The organism is Paenibacillus albicereus, assembly GCF_012676905.1.
Lineage (GTDB): Bacteria > Bacillota > Bacilli > Paenibacillales > Paenibacillaceae > Paenibacillus_O > Paenibacillus_O albicereus.
Window position 1 is genome coordinate 1,262,318 of record NZ_CP051428.1, and the last position, 17,111, is coordinate 1,279,428.

Annotated in this window: 13 protein-coding genes; 9 read left to right on the forward strand and 4 right to left on the reverse strand. The window is 66.9% G+C overall.

The window, feature by feature from the left end:
• The first annotated feature begins 136 nt into the window (after positions 1-136).
• A complete protein-coding gene (locus HGI30_RS05540; RefSeq protein WP_168906729.1) occupies positions 137-370 on the forward strand; it encodes a hypothetical protein in 234 nt (77 codons plus the stop codon).
• A gap of 1,136 nt (positions 371-1,506) precedes the next feature.
• Here the strand turns inward: HGI30_RS05540 and HGI30_RS05545 are convergent.
• Genes HGI30_RS05545 through HGI30_RS05560 form a run of 4 tightly spaced genes read right to left on the reverse strand, consistent with a single transcriptional unit; the run spans position 1,507 to position 5,653 of the window.
• Positions 1,507-2,685, reverse strand: coding sequence for a GerAB/ArcD/ProY family transporter (locus tag HGI30_RS05545; protein WP_168906730.1), 1,179 nt, complete (start codon positions 2,683-2,685; stop codon positions 1,507-1,509).
• Entirely contained in the window at positions 2,682-2,894 is a 213-nt protein-coding gene (locus HGI30_RS05550; RefSeq protein WP_168906731.1) for a hypothetical protein, read from the reverse strand. The genes HGI30_RS05545 and HGI30_RS05550 overlap by 4 nt, the downstream gene beginning before the upstream one ends.
• A gap of 13 nt (positions 2,895-2,907) precedes the next feature.
• Entirely contained in the window at positions 2,908-4,095 is a 1,188-nt protein-coding gene (locus HGI30_RS05555) for a Ger(x)C family spore germination protein (RefSeq protein ID WP_168906732.1), read from the reverse strand.
• Positions 4,096-4,111: 16 nt separating this feature from the next.
• A complete protein-coding gene (locus HGI30_RS05560; protein ID WP_168906733.1) occupies positions 4,112-5,653 on the reverse strand; it encodes a spore germination protein in 1,542 nt (513 codons plus the stop codon).
• 142 nt (positions 5,654-5,795) lie between these two features.
• Between HGI30_RS05560 and HGI30_RS05565 the strand changes: the two genes are divergently transcribed.
• From HGI30_RS05565 to HGI30_RS05600, 8 genes are all read left to right on the forward strand, one after another.
• Positions 5,796-6,989 (forward strand): amino acid deaminase/aldolase, encoded by a 1,194-nt coding sequence (locus HGI30_RS05565; RefSeq protein ID WP_168906734.1) that lies wholly within the window; start codon positions 5,796-5,798, stop codon positions 6,987-6,989.
• Positions 6,986-8,386, forward strand: a complete 1,401-nt coding sequence (locus tag HGI30_RS05570; protein WP_168906735.1) for a D-arabinono-1,4-lactone oxidase — start codon at positions 6,986-6,988, stop codon at positions 8,384-8,386. Before HGI30_RS05565 ends, HGI30_RS05570 begins: the two co-directional genes overlap by 4 nt.
• A gap of 422 nt (positions 8,387-8,808) precedes the next feature.
• Positions 8,809-11,277 (forward strand): peptidase G2 autoproteolytic cleavage domain-containing protein, encoded by a 2,469-nt coding sequence (locus tag HGI30_RS05575; protein WP_168906736.1) that lies wholly within the window; start codon positions 8,809-8,811, stop codon positions 11,275-11,277.
• 303 nt (positions 11,278-11,580) lie between these two features.
• A complete protein-coding gene (locus HGI30_RS05580) occupies positions 11,581-12,390 on the forward strand; it encodes an ABC transporter ATP-binding protein (protein WP_235680411.1) in 810 nt (269 codons plus the stop codon).
• Positions 12,387-14,084, forward strand: coding sequence for a hypothetical protein (locus HGI30_RS05585; RefSeq protein ID WP_168906738.1), 1,698 nt, complete (start codon positions 12,387-12,389; stop codon positions 14,082-14,084). The genes HGI30_RS05580 and HGI30_RS05585 overlap by 4 nt, the downstream gene beginning before the upstream one ends.
• A 44-nt stretch (positions 14,085-14,128) precedes the next feature.
• Positions 14,129-14,986 (forward strand): metallophosphoesterase family protein, encoded by an 858-nt coding sequence (locus HGI30_RS05590; RefSeq protein ID WP_168906739.1) that lies wholly within the window; start codon positions 14,129-14,131, stop codon positions 14,984-14,986.
• Positions 14,983-15,630: a glycerol-3-phosphate responsive antiterminator gene (locus HGI30_RS05595; protein WP_168906740.1), complete on the forward strand. Its 648-nt coding sequence runs from the start codon at positions 14,983-14,985 to the stop codon at positions 15,628-15,630. Before HGI30_RS05590 ends, HGI30_RS05595 begins: the two co-directional genes overlap by 4 nt.
• A gap of 152 nt (positions 15,631-15,782) precedes the next feature.
• Positions 15,783-17,111, forward strand: coding sequence for an ABC transporter substrate-binding protein (locus HGI30_RS05600; RefSeq protein ID WP_168906741.1), 1,329 nt, complete (start codon positions 15,783-15,785; stop codon positions 17,109-17,111).

Genomic DNA, 17,111 nt, shown 5'->3' on the forward strand with positions numbered 1-17,111 from the left:
GGCAGAGGCGAGCAGCGGGGGCGGGCGAGCGTGGGAGGCAGAGGCGAGCAGCGGGGGCGGGCGAGCGTGGGAGGCAGAGGCGAGCGGCGGGCGGTAGGTGGCCCGGCATGGGAGGCAGGGGCGGCGGCGAGCGAGCGTGGGAGGCAGAGGCGAGCGGCGGGCGGACGGTAGGCGGCCCGGCACGGGAGGCAGGGGCGGCGGCGAGCGAGCGGACGGTAGGCGCCGGGCGCGGCTCGGCGAGAGCGGACTCGTCCGCTTCGAGTCCGGCGAGTCGGCCGGCGCCGAGCTGGCGCTGCCGGCGCACGGCGCGGCGCTAGAGCGGCGAGCGGTAGTCGGCCAGGCGCGGGAGGCAGACGCCGCTGCTGGCTAACGACGTTTCAGCTCCTTAGAGGGCTGAAATCGGGTCTCCCCGAAATTTAACGACTCGTGAGGCGCTTAGGGCAGCAAAAGGGCCCCAATAAAGCCTGTAAACGAAGAGTTGGCTGCTCTAAGCGTTCGAGCAGTCGTTAGCATTCCAAGCAGGCTTCAATCTAGCTTCTAAGCGCCTCACTCGTCGTTAGAGAACCGGGCTCCGTTCGCATCACCGTCCCATGCAGCGAGTGGAGAACACTTAAAGCTGGAGACCGGTGGTCTGTCAGGCTCATTAAGAAAGCTGGGTTAAGGTGAAACGCAGCGGTCGACTCCTAGAAAGCGCCGTCCTCAGCAGCCAAAACGAAGAAGCGTTCCGATCCACGTCGCATGTGGATCGGAACGCTTCTTTTCATAGGGCCCACTTCTGCCAGTGCTTGCCGAACGCCCGCCCGGATCGAGTTAAAGCCTGCCGAACGCCTCCGCCAGGACCAGTTAAGTCGGTTTTATCGAGTTAGAGCCTGCCGAATGCCACCGCCGGGGCCAATTAGTTCGATTTAATCGAGCTAATGACAGCCAAACGCCTTCGCCAGGACCAGTTAAGTCGGTTTTATCGAGTTAAAGCCTGTTGAACGCCTCCGCCAGGACCAGTTAAGTCGGTTTTATCGAGTTAAAGCCTGCCGAACGCCTCCGCCGGGACCAGTTAAGTCGGTTTTATCGAGTTAGAGCCTGCCGAAAGACCCACCTGCGAGCATCCGTGAAGGGTGCCTTCACAGCGGGAAAACCAAGCAGAAGCAGTCGCAACGAACGACGAGGGGAGCAAGCGGCATGGACTTCGGGATGATCGCGGTAAAGCTGACGACCGCATTCGCAGCGCTTTGGCTGATGATGAGGGTGCTCGGAAAAAAGGAGATGACGCAGCTGACGGCGTTAGCCGGAATGGACCGAAGGCGAGGGGCTGAACATCCTGTAGGCCAAAGAGAAGCCCGCCAGCTTGCGCCCCCAGCGCGCCTCCACCGGCGCCCCCGCTCGCACACCGACGCCCGCGCCTCCACCGCCGGCCTCCACCGCCGGCCTCCACCGCCGGCCTCCACCGCCGGCCTCCACCGCCGGCCTCCACCGCCGGCTCCGCCATCAGATCGATCCTCCTTCCGCCCCTCAGCCCGCTCCCGAGTCTCCGCTTGCTCCGACAGGTCCGGCGGCAGCAGATGCGGACGGCTGCTTGGCCTCCAGCCGCCGACGCGCCGCCGGGATGGCGAGCAGCGCCAGGAGCAGCAGCGGCAAGCCGAGGTAGACGATCAGGTCATAATACGGAAAATACGCCTGGATCAGCTTGTTGTACGCCGCGATGTTCGGCACGCTGATCATGCCTCCCGCAAGCAGGAGCAGCGCGAGCGGCATGGCGAGGACGCGGTCGTCCCGCAGCCGCGCGAGCTCGCCGATCGCCTTTTGGAGCGAGAAGCTGTAGAGCAGCGCCTTGTAGAAGACGGTGACGATCCAGAGAAAGATCAGGAAAGCCTCCATCCGCTCGAGAAACCGGCCGATCTCGATGCGCTGGGCGAGCAGGAACGTCGGATAGTGCTTGAGCGCCATCATGTTCGGTCCTAGCACCAGCACGCAGAGCAGCATGAGCAGGAACAGCAGGAGGCCTCCGGTGAAGAAGCCTTGGAAGACGGCCGAGCGAGCCGCCTTCTCGTCGTCCTCCTTCACGTATGGCGCCAGCATGAGCAGCACCGCCGCCTCCAAGAAGCCGTAGGAGAAAGCGAGCAGCGTTCCTTCGGCGATGGATGGCAGTCCCGTCCGGGCGATCGGCAGCAGCTGGTCCGGCTTGATCTGGGGCAGCAGGCAGAGCGACAAGAAGACGAACATCGCGACGAAGATCGGATAGAGCAGCTCGCTCGTCCGCGCGAACGTCTCGACGCCGTAGCGCATGCCCGCGGTCAGGACGATCAGGAACGAGAGCATGATCGCCTCCGCCGGCGTCTCGTGCATCATCTGCGCCCGCATGAACAGGCTGATCTCGGCCAGCAGCGACAGCACCATGATGTAGAAGGCATACGCGTACACGAGTCCGAGCAGGCCTCCGGCGATGCGGCCGAGCAGCGCCGTCCATGCGCCGACCAGGCTGAGCCGGCCGAGCCTGCCCAGCAGCGCGGCATACGCCCAAGCCATTCCCATGCCGCAGGCGATCGCCGCCAGCTGGGAGAGCCAGGCGTCCTGGCGGGCGATGTTGCCCATCAGGTTAGGCAGGATGAGGATGGAGTCGCCGATGAGGGCGAAAATAATCATGATCTTGAGCTGGCGCGCGGTGATGCGTCCGTTCTCGACCCGATTCATTCGGTCACCTCCTTGCGGAACAGGTCCATCACGTCGAGCGGACTCGGCAGCGGGACGTGAAGGTTATGCGCCGTGAACAGCAGCAGCCCGGCGAGGCCGATGGCCGCGGCCAGCACCAGCTCCTTCCTGCGGTCCGCCCGCAGCAGCTCGCGTCCGTCCATCGCCGCGGCGGCGGCAAGCCAGAGGCAGCCGGTCAGCAAGGCATACATGATCGCATTCCTCCTACGGTTTCGGTTTGACGGAATTGCCGATCGATCCGGTCTTGCGGATGACGAGATCGATCTGGAACGAAATGTTCGCCTGAGGAAAGCCGGCCACGTCCCAGGTCGCCTTCGCCTGCTTCCAGTACTCGGGATGCTTCCTGCCGAGCGCGCTCCCGAAGCCGAACAGATCGGCCTCATGCCGCTTGCCCCAGCGGATCGCGGCTTCCGCATTGCTTCGCACGATGTCTTCCGCCCTTTTCTCCAGCTCGTCGAACGTCGAGGACCGGGAAAAGTCGACCTGCGGGCAGGCATTTTCCACGATGTCGCCCTGCGCCCAGATCTGGATGAGGAACTCGGCCTTGCCGCCTCGGATCCGGGGAACGATTTTCGTATCGGAGGACGTCACCTCGATGCCGGTATGGAGAGTCTTGGAGCACGGCAGCTCGATGGAGGTGCTGTCGAGGTTGTCGGTCAGATCGGTAAAGCCCTTGCTTTCCTTCTCGTCCAGCCAGCCGATCAGCTTGTCGCCCTTGAAGGCGCCGATGCCTCGATAGTTGTAAGAAGCCGCAGGACGGAAGCCGATCAGGTTGCCGGGCCGGTCGGCCTGCTTGCGGCTGCCCACGATCTCGATGCCGGTCAGGACGAGCTGCTGGCCGTCGCCCGTCAGCTTGTTGACCACATCGCCCATCGTGACGGCTACCGTCGGCGCCCAGGAGCGCTCGGAGGTGCGCAGCGACTGCTGCATGCTGTAGGTCGGCAGCCGCTCGAGCGGCGTGTACAGCTCCAGGATCTGCTCGGCGGTCGCCCCGCGGGCGATGACGACGTTGTAGTCCATGCGCGCCTCGTTGTCCCGCAGCGGGCTGTCGATGACGCTCGCGACGCCCCGGCGGGCCATCTCCTCGCTCAGCACGAACAGCTGCAGGTGACCCAGGTACATGAGGCGGGGAGCTCGGGTCGTCAGGGAGCGCGCCGCTTCGAAAATCGTGTTGCCCCGGCCTTGGTACAGCGTGCCGGGGGCGCGGTTGGTGCTTTTGCTCTTCAAGGAGATCTCGTTCGGATTGACGACCTGGAACGAGACGACGTACTGCCCGTCCTCCCAGTCGATGCCCATGCCGAGCACGACGAGCAGATCGTTGAGCTCGCGCCGGCTCCAGCAGCCGCTCAGCAGCAGCAGGCAGGCCAGCACGACGCAGATTCGTTTCCCCATGGGCGATCACGCTCCTTCAATTCGGGCGGCGGCCGCGATACCGCCTCGCTCCGGCGCGCCGGGACCCTGCAGGCTGGGCGAAGCTCGCCCACCTCGGCACCCGCACCAGCGCATCCAACAGGGCGCGCGGGCGCAGCGGCGCGATCGGAGACATGTAGCTTTCGCCGAACGTCTTCAACGAGGCCAGATGCAGCAGCAGCAGCAGCTGCGCCAGGATGATGCCGTACAGCCCGAACGACGCCGCTACGGCCATGAACAGGAACCTCAGCATGCGGATCGGGATCGAGATGCTGTACGAGGGCAGCGTGAACGTCGCGATCGCCGTGACCGAGACGACGATGACCATCGCGGCCGAGACGATGCCCGCCTCGACCGCCGCCTGCCCGATGACAAGCGTGCCGACGACGGAGACGGCTTGGCCGATCGGCCTCGGCATGCGCAGTCCCGCCTCCCGCAGAATCTCGAACGTGACCTCCATCGCGAGCGCCTCGACAAAGGCCGGGAACGGAACGCCCTCGCGCTGCGCCATCAGGCTGAACAGCAGCGTGAACGGCAGCATGTCGCGGTGGAACGTCGTGATGGCGATGTAGATCGACGGCAGCAGCAGCGCGATGAACAGGCCGAGCAGCCGCAGCAGGCGCAGCAGGCTGGAGTAGAGGGCGTACTGGTAGTAGTCCTCGGCCGTCTGCATGAACGAGAGGAAGGGAGCCGGGGCGATCAGCGCGTTCGGCGAGCCGCCGACGAGGATGGCGATCTTGCCTTCCAGCAGCTCCCCCGCTACGCTGTCGGGTAGCTCGGTGTTTTTCATCGTCGGAAAGAACGACCGCCGGTCGTCCTCGATCAGCTCCTCCACATACCCGCTGTCCAGCACGCCGTCGATGTCGATCGCCTGCAGCCGGGAGCGGGCTTCGGCCACGACCGACGGCTTGGCCAGCCCCTGGATGTACACGAGGCACACCTCGGTCTTGGTCATGCGGCCGAGATGGATCGACTCCATCCACAGCCGCGGGTCCTTGATCTTGCGCCGCAGCAGACCGGTATTGACCCGCAACGTCTCCGTGAAGCTTTCCCGGGGCCCGCGGATCGACGTCTGGTTGGGCGATTCGGAGATTTCCCGCTCCTTCCACTTGGCGTTGGGGACGGCGTAGGCGAGCTCGCTTCCATCCAGCACGAGCATCGCGCTGCCGCTCAGCAGCCGCTCGTAAAAAACCGCCATGTCGGGCACCGGCTCGCCGCTGCCGATCGTCCCGAGCAGCCGCAGCGCGGCGGAAGCGGCTTCCGACGACGGCGGGGACAGGCCGTCCGGGCCGGTCCCGGCTGCCCGCAGCACGTCGGCGACATAACGGTCTGCGGTCTCGTCATCCGATATGCCGTCTATGTATACAAGCGCTGCCGGAGGCGAAGCGGCGGACGCGTCGCCGAACCGCCTGACGACGAGATCGCGGCTTCCGCCCATGTCCTGGCGGATCGCTTCCAGCAGCCGCCCCGCATCGGGATCGAGCGGCAGCGGCCGCAGCACTCCCGGCTCCGAACCTTCCCAGCTGAACGTCGGTTTCATGTCTATCCGCCGCCTTTTCTTTCCACATCGGTCCAAGCAGGGTTTCGGCCTGGTCTGAGAGAAGTGTTCCCAGCAGCAGGAAGCTATATCCAACATGAGAGAGCGGCAGCGATAACCCCGGCCGTTCAAGGGAGAGAGCGCCATGTCCGATTATGAAACGTACCGCAAGGCATTCGAGGGCCGGCCGGCCCCGTTCGCCTATGTCGATCTCGACCGGCTGGACGCCAACGCGGCGGCGATGGTCCGCTCGGCCGGCGGCAAGCGCATCCGCATCGCCAGCAAGTCGATCCGCAGTCCGGCGATCATGCGCCGCATCCTCGCCTCCGATCCGGCCTATCAGGGCATCATGTGCTTCACGGCGGCGGAAGCCGCCTTCTTGGCGGAGCAGGGCTTCGACGATCTGCTGCTCGGCTATCCGCAGACGGACGAGCGGCCGATCCGCGAGCTGCTCGGCTGGATCGCGGCCGGGCGCAGCATCGTCTTCATGGCCGACGACGAGGAGCATCTGCGTCTGCTGGAGCGGCTGGCCAGAGAGCTCGGCCTCGAGCGGCCGGTGCCGGTCTGCCTCGATCTCGACCTGTCCGTCTCCTATCCGGGGCTGCACTTCGGCGTCAAGCGCTCTCCTCTGCGCGGCTGGAGGGACGTCCGGCCGCTTGCCGAGCGCATCCTGGGCTCGCCGGCGCTGGAGCTGGCGGGACTGATGGGCTACGAGGCGCAGGTCGCCGGCGTCGGCGACGACGTGCCGGGCCAGCCGCTGCAGAACGCGCTCATCCGCCTGCTGCAAAAGCGCTCGATCGCCGAGGCGGCGCGTCGGCGGGCCGAGGCCGTGGCCGGCTTGCGCTCGCTCGGAGCGCCGCCGCGGCTCGTCAACGCCGGCGGCACCGGCAGCCTGTCCACCTCGTCGCGGGAGGCGGACGTGACCGAGCTGACGGCCGGGTCGGGCTTCTACTCGCCGGCGCTGTTCGACCGGTACCGCCGCTTCCGGCTGGAGCCGGCCGCCGGCTTCGCGGTGCCGGTCGCGCGGCTGCCGGAGCGAGCGGTGGCCACCTGCCTCGGCGGCGGTTACGTAGGTTCGGGAGCCGCCGGCAAGGACCGGCTGCCCGTGCCGTACTTGCCGCCGGGACTGCGGCTGCTGCCGCTGGAGGGGGCGGGAGAGGTGCAGACGCCGCTGCGGCTGCCTCCGGGCACGGAGCTCGCCATCGGCGACCCGGTGTTTTTCCGCCATGCCAAGGCCGGCGAGCTGTGCGAGCGGTTCGACCGGCTGCTCGCGGTGTCCGGCGGCCGCGTCGTGGACGAGTATCCGACTTATCGGGGGATGGGAGCGTGTTTCTTATGAGCGCAAGATTCGAGGCGGGACGATGGACGAACTGGGCGGGAAACGTAGTCGCGGAGCCGGCGGAGGTCGTCTATCCGGCATCGGTCGAGGAGACGGCCGAGGCGGTGCGCCGCTGCCGCCGCGAGGGAAGGAAGCTGCGGGTCGTCGGATCGGGCCACTCGTTCACGCCGATCGCGGCTTCGGACGGCATGATGCTGTCGCTCGACCGGATGCAGGGGCTGATCGAGCTCGATGAGGAGGCCGGTACGGCTCTCGTCTGGGGCGGCACCAAGCTGCGCCGGCTCGGCCGGCTGCTGCATGAGCGGGGCTGGGCGCAGGAGAATCTGGGCGATATCGACGTGCAGTCGATCGCCGGCGCGATCGCGACCGGCACGCACGGGACGGGCCGCGGCTTCGGCAACATATCCACGCAGGCGGTCGAGCTGACCGTCGTCACCGGCGCCGGCGACATCGTCACCTGCTCCGAATCGTCGCATTCGGACTGGTTCAAGGCGCTGCAGGTCTCGGCCGGCATGCTCGGCGTCATCGTGCAGGTGAGGCTGCGGCTGCAGAGGGCGTTCCGAATGGAATATTCCAGCTCCACGCTGCCGCTGGGGGATTGCCTCGGCAGGCTGGACGAGCTGGCGGACGGCAACCGGCACTTCGAGTTTTTCTGGTTCCCTTATGCGGAGCCGTGCCAGATCAAGCGCATGAATCCGACGGAGCGGCCGAGCGTGGAGCGCCCCGTGCGCGATTATATCAGCGACGTGCTGGTCGAGAACAAGCTGTTCGGCCTCTTGTCGGAAGGCTGCCGCCTCTTTCCGAGCCTGGCGCCGCGAATCAGCCGCCTGTCCGCCTCCTCCGTGCCTGTCGGCACGAAAGTGAGCGACAGCTACCGGCTGTTCGCGACCGAGCGATCCGTCAAGTTCGTGGAGATGGAGTACAACGTGCCGGCGGAAGCGATGGCCCCCGTCATCCGCGAGATGCGAGCGGAGATGGAGCGGCAGCGGTACCGGGTGCATTTTCCGGTGGAATGCCGCTACGCGAAGGGCGACGACATCCCGCTCAGCCCCGCCTACGGCCGGGATTCCGCATACATCGCGGTCCATATGTACAAAGGCATGCCGCATGAGGCGTACTTCGCGGCGATGGAGCGGATCTTCCTCGCGCACGGCGGTCGGCCGCATTGGGGCAAGCTGCATTCGCTCGGCGCGGCTCAGCTGCGCGGGCTGTACCCGCGCTGGGACTCCTTCGCGGCCGCGCGGCGCGAGCTCGACCCGGACGGCGTGTTCCTCAGCGGGCCGATGGCGCGGCTGTTCGGAGAGACGCCGCCCGCAGGCGGCGCGGACAGGAGCGCGTCCGGACCGGATGGCGGCGAGGCCGGAGATGCGGGCGCGGGGGAGGCGCGGATCGGCTGACGGGGCGAGCGGGGAGCGCGGAGGGAGTAGCGCGGAAAATCCGAGCCAATCGGCTCGAACATGCGCCCCAGCCGGGAGTAGCGCGGAAAATCCGAGCAAATCGGCTCGAACATGCGCCCCAGCCGGGAGTTGCGCGGAAAACCCGAGCAAATCGGCTCGAACATGCGCCCCAGCCGGGAGTAGCGCGGAAAAATCGAGTTCGCAGCGTTCGAGGAGGGCGATCCGCTGAGTGAACTCGAAAAAATCGAGTTACAGAGCGTCACCCGAAGCCGGAATTGAAAAATACACTCCCTCGGGCGAAATGGAGGAAGCGTGCTGCGGCCGCTTCCTCCATTTCGCTTTTTCCCGTTCCCCATGACACCAACCCGCATAGGATACAGAACTACACTTGCGGCTACGGCAGAGAAAGGATGGGGACGAATATGGACGGGCAATGCAACCGCCAAGCGATCGGTCCGTGCTCGGATGCGGGCGGAGCGGACACGACGGCGAGCGGACCGGCCGCGCACGCGGAGGGCAGCGAGACGCTCGCTTCCGGCAGCGCGGCTCATGCGGAGGGGTACCGGACGGTCGCCGCCGGAGACAGCTCCCATGCGGAAGGCTCGACGACGGTCGCGGAAGGCTCCGCCTCGCATGCGGAAGGATTCTCGACCCGAGCGCTGACGGACGCCGCCCATGCGGAAGGAAGCGATACGACCGCGTCGGGCGAAGCCTCGCATGCGGAGGGATCGCGCACGCTGGCGGCGGGCGAGGTGTCCCATGCGGAGGGCAGCGAGACGGAAGCGGTCGGCACGGCCGCGCACGCGGAAGGCTATCAGACGCTGGCCGCTGCGGACAGCTCCCATGCGGAAGGCTCCGGCACGACGGCATCCGGCTCCGCCGCCCATGCGGAGGGCTACCGGACGGCGGCCTCGCTCGATGCGGCGCATGCGGAGGGCTCCGGCACGACGGCCGCAGGCCAGTCTTCCCATGCGGAAGGCATGGGCACGACGGCATCCGGCGCGGCCGCTCATGCCGAGGGTACGGTCACGGCGGCGAGCGCCATGGCTTCCCACGCCGAAGGCTCCGGCACGGCCGCCTCCGGCCCGGCCTCCCATGCCGAGGGGGAAGACAGCTCGGCGGAAGGAGAAGCCTCCCACGCCGAAGGCACCGGCACGAGAGCCGTCGGCGCCTCTTCGCACGCGGAAGGCTCCGGCACGAGAGCGATCGGCGATCAGTCCCATGCGGAAGGCTTCGGCACGTCCGCTTCCGGGCTCGCCTCGCACGCCGAGGGGCGGTCGACGGCGGCCTCCGGCCCGTACGCGCATGCGGAGGGCGTCGGCACGGAGGCGATCGGGGACAGCGCGCATGCGGAAGGCACATCCACGACGGCCAGCGGCACGACGGCGCATGCGGAGGGCTCGAATACGGCCGCGACCGGCAGCTTCTCGCATGCGGAAGGGTTCCAGACGCAAGCGTCCGGCACGTATGCCCATGCGGAGGGCTCGCTGACGGCGTCAACCGCGTTCAACTCCCATGCCGAAGGCTACCAGACCCAAGCGTCCGGCTACGCCTCCCATGCGGAAGGCAACGCGACGATCGCCTCCGGCAACAACTCGCACGCCGAAGGCGCGACGACGACGGCGAGCGCCTTCGGCTCCCACGCGGAGGGCAACACGACCGTCGCCTCCGGCGGCAATGCCCATGCGGAGGGCAACGCCACGCTCGCCCAAGGCACCAATTCCCATGCGGAAGGCTCCACGGGCCGGGCGCTCGGCATCAACTCGCATGCGGAGGGCTTCAACGGGGAGGCTTCCGGCGACAACTCGCATGCGGAAGGCTCGGATACGGTCGCCTCCGGCACCTCCGCCCATGCGGAAGGCGCGAACACCGTCGCTTCAGGGAACTTCTCCCATGCGGAGGGCTCCGAGACGCAGGCGCTGAACAACTACGCGCATGCGGAAGGCTCGCTGACGGTGGCGAGCGCGTTCAACACGCATGCCGAGGGCTACCAGACGACCGCCTCCGGCTATGCCTCCCACGCGGAAGGCAGCGGCTCCTCCGCCACGGCCAACTACGCGCATGCGGAAGGCTTGACGACGGCGGCGTCGGGCTTCGGCTCCCATGCCGAAGGCGTATCGACGGTCGCTTCCGGCAGCCGCGCCCACGCCGAGGGCGGCAATACGACGGCCAGCGGCAACTATACGCATGCGGAAGGGCTGCAGACGACCGCCGATCAGGCCGGGTCGCACATCATGGGCCGCTACGGCACGACGCTGTACCCGTACTCCTGGCATGTCGCCAACGGCACGTCGCCGGCCAATCTCGGCCTCGCGGCCGTCCTGCAGGGCTCGACCGGCAACATGTACATCGACGGGACGTATTTCAGCGGCGGGGCCGACTACGCGGAGCTGTACGAAACCGTCAGCGGAGCGCCGCTCGAGCCCGGCTACTTCGTCACGCTGGAGGGCGAGCAGATCCGGCCGGCCGAGGCGGCGGACGGGTACGTGCTCGGCGTGACGAGCGCCGTGCCGACGCTCGTCGGCGATGCGTCCGAGCTGCGCAGCCCGGATGCCTATCTGCGCGACGAGTGGGGGCGGGTCGTACTGGAGACGGTGACGATCCCGGCCGAAGTCGCTCCGGACGGGACGATCATCGCTCCTGCCTATACGGTCGAGCAGCCCGCGGCCAATCCGGACTACGATCCGACGGCTCCGTACGTGCCGCGCCGCCTGCAGCCCGGCTGGGTGCCCGTCGGCCTGATCGGCAAGCTGCTCGTGCGGGACGACGGCAGCTGCGCGCCGAACGGCTATTGCCTGCCGGGGGCGGGCGGGATCGCGACAGCGGCCGAGAGCGGGTACCGCGTGCTCAGCCGCACCGGCCCGAACCAGATCCGCATCCAGATGAAATAGAGAGGATTTCCTCGCCATCCCGCCCTGCGGCAGCGTATTCGACCCTCCGTCGATACGCTGTCGCAGGGCGGGCTTTTTTTCGCGGGCGATCCCGATCTTGCCCGCTCGATACCCAATCCATTTCCCCGGACATCGCCTTCTCTGGTAAAATGAGGAATGCTAAACGAAAGGAAAGGTGGTAACGGCTTGTCTTCTTTCGACATTTCTCGCACTCCTCCGCTTTCCGTCCAGGACGGCCGGTCCAGCCGTCCGCTCCCGCCGGGCGAGTCCGCGCCGCCGCCCCAAGAGCCCGCCCAGCCGGTCATCCGCGTGCGCGGCCTGCGCAAGTCGTACGGCGCCAAGCAGGTGCTGAAGGGCATCGACCTCGAAGCGTATCCCGGCCAGATCATCGGCTACATCGGGCCGAACGGAGCGGGCAAGAGCACGACCCAGAAGCTCATGCTCGGCCTCGAGCAGGGCTATGATGGCTACATCGAGGTGCTCGGCCACGACATCTCGGACGGCTCCTCCGAGTACAAGGCCCGGATCGGCTACGTCCCGGAGACGGCCGAAATCTACGACATGCTGACCGCCCGCGAGTACCTCGCGTTCAGCGGCCAACTGTACGGCCTGCCGCGCGAGGCGGCCGAGCGCAAGGCCGAGCGGCTGCTCGCGCTGTTCGGGCTGGAGGAGATGGTCGACCGCCGGATCGATGCCTTTTCCAAAGGCATGCGCCAGAAGGTCATGCTGTCCGCCGCCGTGCTCCACGATCCCGACGTCCTCTTCCTGGACGAGCCGCTCAGCGGCCTCGACGCCGGCAGCGTCGCCGTCGTCAAGGAGATCCTCGCGCGGCTGGCCGCGCGGGGCAAGGCGATCTTCTACTCGTCGCACATCATGGACGTCGTCGAGAAGATCAGCAGCCGCATCGTCCTGCTCCATGACGGCAAAGTGGCGGCGGACGGCAGCTTCGCCGAGCTGCAGGCGCGCAGCGAGGGAGGCAGCCTCGAGCGGATCTTCACCCGCATGACGGGCTTCCATGAGCAGGAGGCGATCGCCGAGCGGTTCTGCGGCACGGTCGCGATGACGCCGGAGCAGCTCGCCGAGGAAGCGTCCGGGGAGAATGAGCGGCCATGAAGGACTTCCTCTCGCTCCGCCTGCTCGACCGCTTCCGCGACGCTTTCATCCGCGCAGGCTATGACTTCCCGGCGCTGCGCGTCATTTTGCAGGCCAAGCTGACGATGGGCCGTCGCCGGCCGACCGGATTGATGAACGCGTTCAGCGGGAGCAAGAGGACGGAGGGAGACGAGCTGGAGCAGTCGTTCTTCTCCTCGCTGTGGATTTATGTCGGAATCAGCTTGTTCCTTGTGCCGATGACGGTCGGCATCGAGCAGCCGATCCTGCGCATGGGGCTGCTCTCGGCGGTGCAGATGCTGCTGCTCTCCTCGCTGCTGCTCTCCGACTTCTCCTCCGTGCTCCTCGATACGCGGGATCGGACGATTCTCGGCGCACGGCCGGTCTCGCCGAAGACGGCGGGCATGGCGCGGCTGCTGCATGTCGTCGTCTATTTGGGCTGGACGCTCTCGGCGCTGTCGCTGCTGCCGCTGCTGGCGGTGCTGCTGGCGCACGGTCCGGCGTACGCAGCCGTCTACGCGGCGCAGGCAGGGCTGCAGGCGGGGCTGCTGCTGAGCTTGACGGCAGCCGTCTACTACTCGGTGCTGCGGATCTGGGACGGCGAGCGGCTCAAAGACATGATTAACTACGTGCAGATCTTCCTCGCGGCGGTCGTGCTCGGCGGCAGCCAGATCGCCGTCCGGCTGTTCCGCTTCAGCATGGCGGAGCAGGCGCTGGAGCCGCAGTGGTGGTGGACGCTCGTGCCGCCGCTCTGGTACGCCGCTCCGCACGGACTGATCGACGGGCAGGGAGGCGGATGGCTGATCGCTTGCGCCGCGCTCTCCGTCGCCGCGCCGCTGCTCGGCCTGCTGCTCTATTTCCGGCTGATGCCGGCGTTCGAGCGCAGCCTGCAGAAGCTGGCGTCGAAGGACGCCTCGGCCCGTCCGTCGCGCCGCCGGCTGTCGATCACGTCCTCGCTCGGCCGCCTGCTGCTGCGGGACCCTCGCGAACGGGCCTTGCTCGACTTCTCGCTGGCCGCGCTGGCGCGGGAGCGCGACTTCAAGCTCAAGGTGTACCCGAGCCTCGGCTACACCGTGATCTTCCCGTTTCTGTTCGTGCTCCCGACGCTGTCCGGCAACGGCTTCCGCGTGGGCGAGCTGAGCCCGACGTGGAGCATCGCTCTGTACGGTGCCGGCACGGCGGTGCCGATGCTGCTCCTCATGCTCCGCTTTTCCAGCAAGCCGCAGGCGGCATGGATCTTCCGCGCGGCTCCGGGCCTGCGGGAAGGTCAGGTGCACCGGGCCGCGGCCGCCGCCGTGCTGCTGAAGCTTGCCCTGCCGGCGTTCGCCGTGCCGGTGCTGCTGTTCCTCGCCGTCTTCGGCTCGTCGATGCTGCCGTATCTGGCGGGACTGCTCCCCGCGATGTCGATCTACGCCGTCCTCGGCTACCGCATCCTTCCGCAGCGGCTGCCGTTCGCCGAACCGTATCCGGCCGGAAGCCGTATCGGAGGATCGGGATATACGCTGCTGCTGATGCTCATGCTGGTCGGCTTGAGCCTGCTCCATCTGCTGATCGACTCGCTCGCGGGCACGGTCGGCTTATGGAGCTACGCCGTCCTGCTGCTCGTTGCGCAGCACTTCAGCTGGACATACGGCTTCCGGGAAGGATTTACAAAAAGGACAAGTTCCGTTGATAAAAAATCGACATTGCGCTTGTAAGCTGGGAGGGAAATCCAAACCGCATCAACGGGAGGATGATCCGATTGAAGCTGATCGTCATGGGGGACCTGCATTACCATGAGTTCGACGAGACGGTGGCCGGCCTGCAGGCAAGCCACGAGGCGTATTACGGCAAGCTGATGGAGCGCTTTTTCGAGCAGGACGCAGACCTCCACATCTCGCTCGGCGACTTGACGAACTTCGGCACGGAGCGCGAGCTGCGCGAAATCTACGGGCTGATCGGCCGCTGGACCGGCCGGGCGGACCGCCGCTTCGTCCATGTGCTCGGCAATCACGACCTGTACGCGCAGCCGCGCGCGGACGTGCTGGCGCAGACGGGACAGCCGCGCTACAGCCGCGTCGAGACCGACCTCGCGATGCTGGCGTTCCTCGATACGGCGCGCGACCAGGACCTGCTCGACTGGGGCGGCTGGATCGACGACGAGCAGCTCGATTGGCTGGAGGAGACGGTCGTCGCCTCGGGCGACAAGCCGCTGCTCGTGTTCGGCCATCATCCCGTCTATGCGACGACGGCGCGCTCCGAGGGCGACATGGGCTCGATCCACCGGCAGGTCGACATGTGGCGCGCGCTCGGCCGGAAGCAGGGCATCGGGCTGTACTTCAACGGCCATACGCATGTCGATTCGATCGCTTCCCGGGACAACTGGACATTCGTCCAGCTGGCCGCCTGCCTCGACGTGCCGTCGTTCCGCGTCGTCGAGATCGGCCCCGAGTCGATCGAGGTGTCGGCCGCGGAGGCGCTGGACGAGGAGATCGTCTCCGGCTCGGCCGCGATCTGCGCGCACATGCATCACTTCCGCCAGACGCCCGGCGCGCGCGGAGAGCAGGGAGACCGCGAGATCCGCATCGCGCTGAAGGACGGCGCGAGCCTCACGGGATGACGGCCGCAGCGTTCCGGCAGCGGCTGCGCGAGAAGCGCATGATCGCCTCCGTCAAGGAGCCGCGCACGATCGAGCAGGCAGCCGAGCTGAGCGGGCGGCTGGGCGGCGTGTTCCTGCTGACCGGGCATATCGGCGTCCTGCCTTCGTACGTGGAGCTGCTTCGCCGGCACGGGCTGCCGGTGTTCCTCCATCTGGAGAAGCTCGGCGGTATCAGCACCGATCCGCATGGCCTCGACCATCTCGTCCGCACGGTCCGCCCCGACGGCATCATCTCCACCAAGACGGGAGTCATCCGCGCGGCGCGCAAAAAAGGGCTGCTGACGGTGCAGCGCTTCTTCCTCGTCGACACCGACGGCCTCGCCAATCTGGAAAGCAGCCTGCAGCAGGCGGAGCCCGACTTCGTCGAGCTGATGCCGGCCCGGATGCCGGATGTGATCGCCCGGGCGAGGGCGATCACGCCGCTGCCGATCATCACCGGCGGCCTGCTGCAGGAGCCCGAGCAGGGGCGGCTCTGCCTCGCGGAGGGGGCGGCCGCGATCAGCAGCTCGCGCCCGGCGCTGTGGAAGGCGGATTATCCGCTTCCTCCCGCCGCCTTTAGACCATCTTCACCGCCCGTTGACACAGCGCTGACAAATCGTCGTTAAGCTGGGCTTGTACCACGCACAAGTAAATCGAAACAGGTCGGAGCATCGGAGAGACCTTGACCGCAGCGGGCATATGCCGCGCGTACGGTTGAGGTCTCTTTTTTCATGCGCAAGAAACGAACGTCACCCCAATCGAAGCGGAGGAAAAGAACATGAACAAATGGTGGAACGCTTCCCTGGCCGTCCTGATGACGGCCGCGCTGGCCGCCTGCGGCACGGGCAACTCGCCTGCGGAGGGCCAGACGGCCGAAGGCGCGCAGAACGGCGCCGCTGCCGGCTCCCAGGCCGGAGGCGAGAAGATCCAGATCAAGTATTGGTACGCCTACGGCGACAAGATCGAGGAAGCGAAGAAGCATCTGGTCGAGCAGTTCAACGCCTCGCAGGACCGGATCGTCGTCACCGCCGAGCACCAGGGCAGCTACGCCGATCTGCATGCCAAGGTGCAGGCGGCGTTCGCGGCAGGCAATGCCCCGGCCGTCACCGATCTGGAAATCGCCTCGACGGGCGTGTTCGCCCGCTCCGGCATGCTGGAGGAGCTGACGGCCTACGCCGACAAGGACAAGGAGCAGCTGCGGCTGGACGACTTCATCCCCGGCCTGATGGGCAACGCCTATGTCGACGGCAAGCTGTACGGGCTGCCGTTCATGCGCAGCACGCCGATCCTGTACAAAAACGTCACGATGCTGAAGGAAGCCGGCCTCGATCCGCAAGGGCCGAAAACATGGGACGAGCTGGAGCAGTATTCCCGCACGCTGAAGGAAAAGGGGAAGTCCGGCCTGACGATGCCGGCGGACATCTGGTTCTATGAGGCGTTCGTCGCCCAGAGCGGCGGCACGATGCTGAGCGAGGACGGCAAGAAGTCGGCCTTCAACGCGCCGGAGGGCGTCGAGCCGGTGGCGTTCTGGAAGAAGCTCGTGGAGGAGAAGCTGATGAAGATGCCGGTCGGCGACGAGGCCGGGGCGACGGCGGACAAGGACTGGGCCAACAGCCTGACCGCCTTCAAGTTCGGCTCGACGGCCGGCGTGTCGGGCAGCCTCGCGATCGCGGAGGGCAACGGCTTCGAGATGGAGACGTCGTTCATGCCGGCGAACAAGTCGTACGGCGTGCCGACCGGCGGCTGCCAGCTGGTCATCACGTCCAAGAGCTCGCAGGAGGAGAAGGACGCCGCTTGGGAGTTCCTCAAGTTCATGACGTCCAAGGAGAATACGATCTACCAGCACAAGCATGTCGGCTACCTGCCGACGCGCGTCTCGGCGGTCGAGAGCGAGGAGATCCAGGCTCACTTCAAGGAGAATCCGCAGTTCAAGGTGGCGGTCGACCAGCTGGAGTATGCCCGTCCGCGCCCGATGGAGACCGCGTATCCCGAGGTGGCCAACCTCATCAAGTCGGCGATCGAGAAGGCGATCCTCGACCCGAAGGCCTCTCCGCAGCAGACGCTGGACGAGGCGGCGGCCAAGGCCGACAAGCTGCTGGGCAAATAA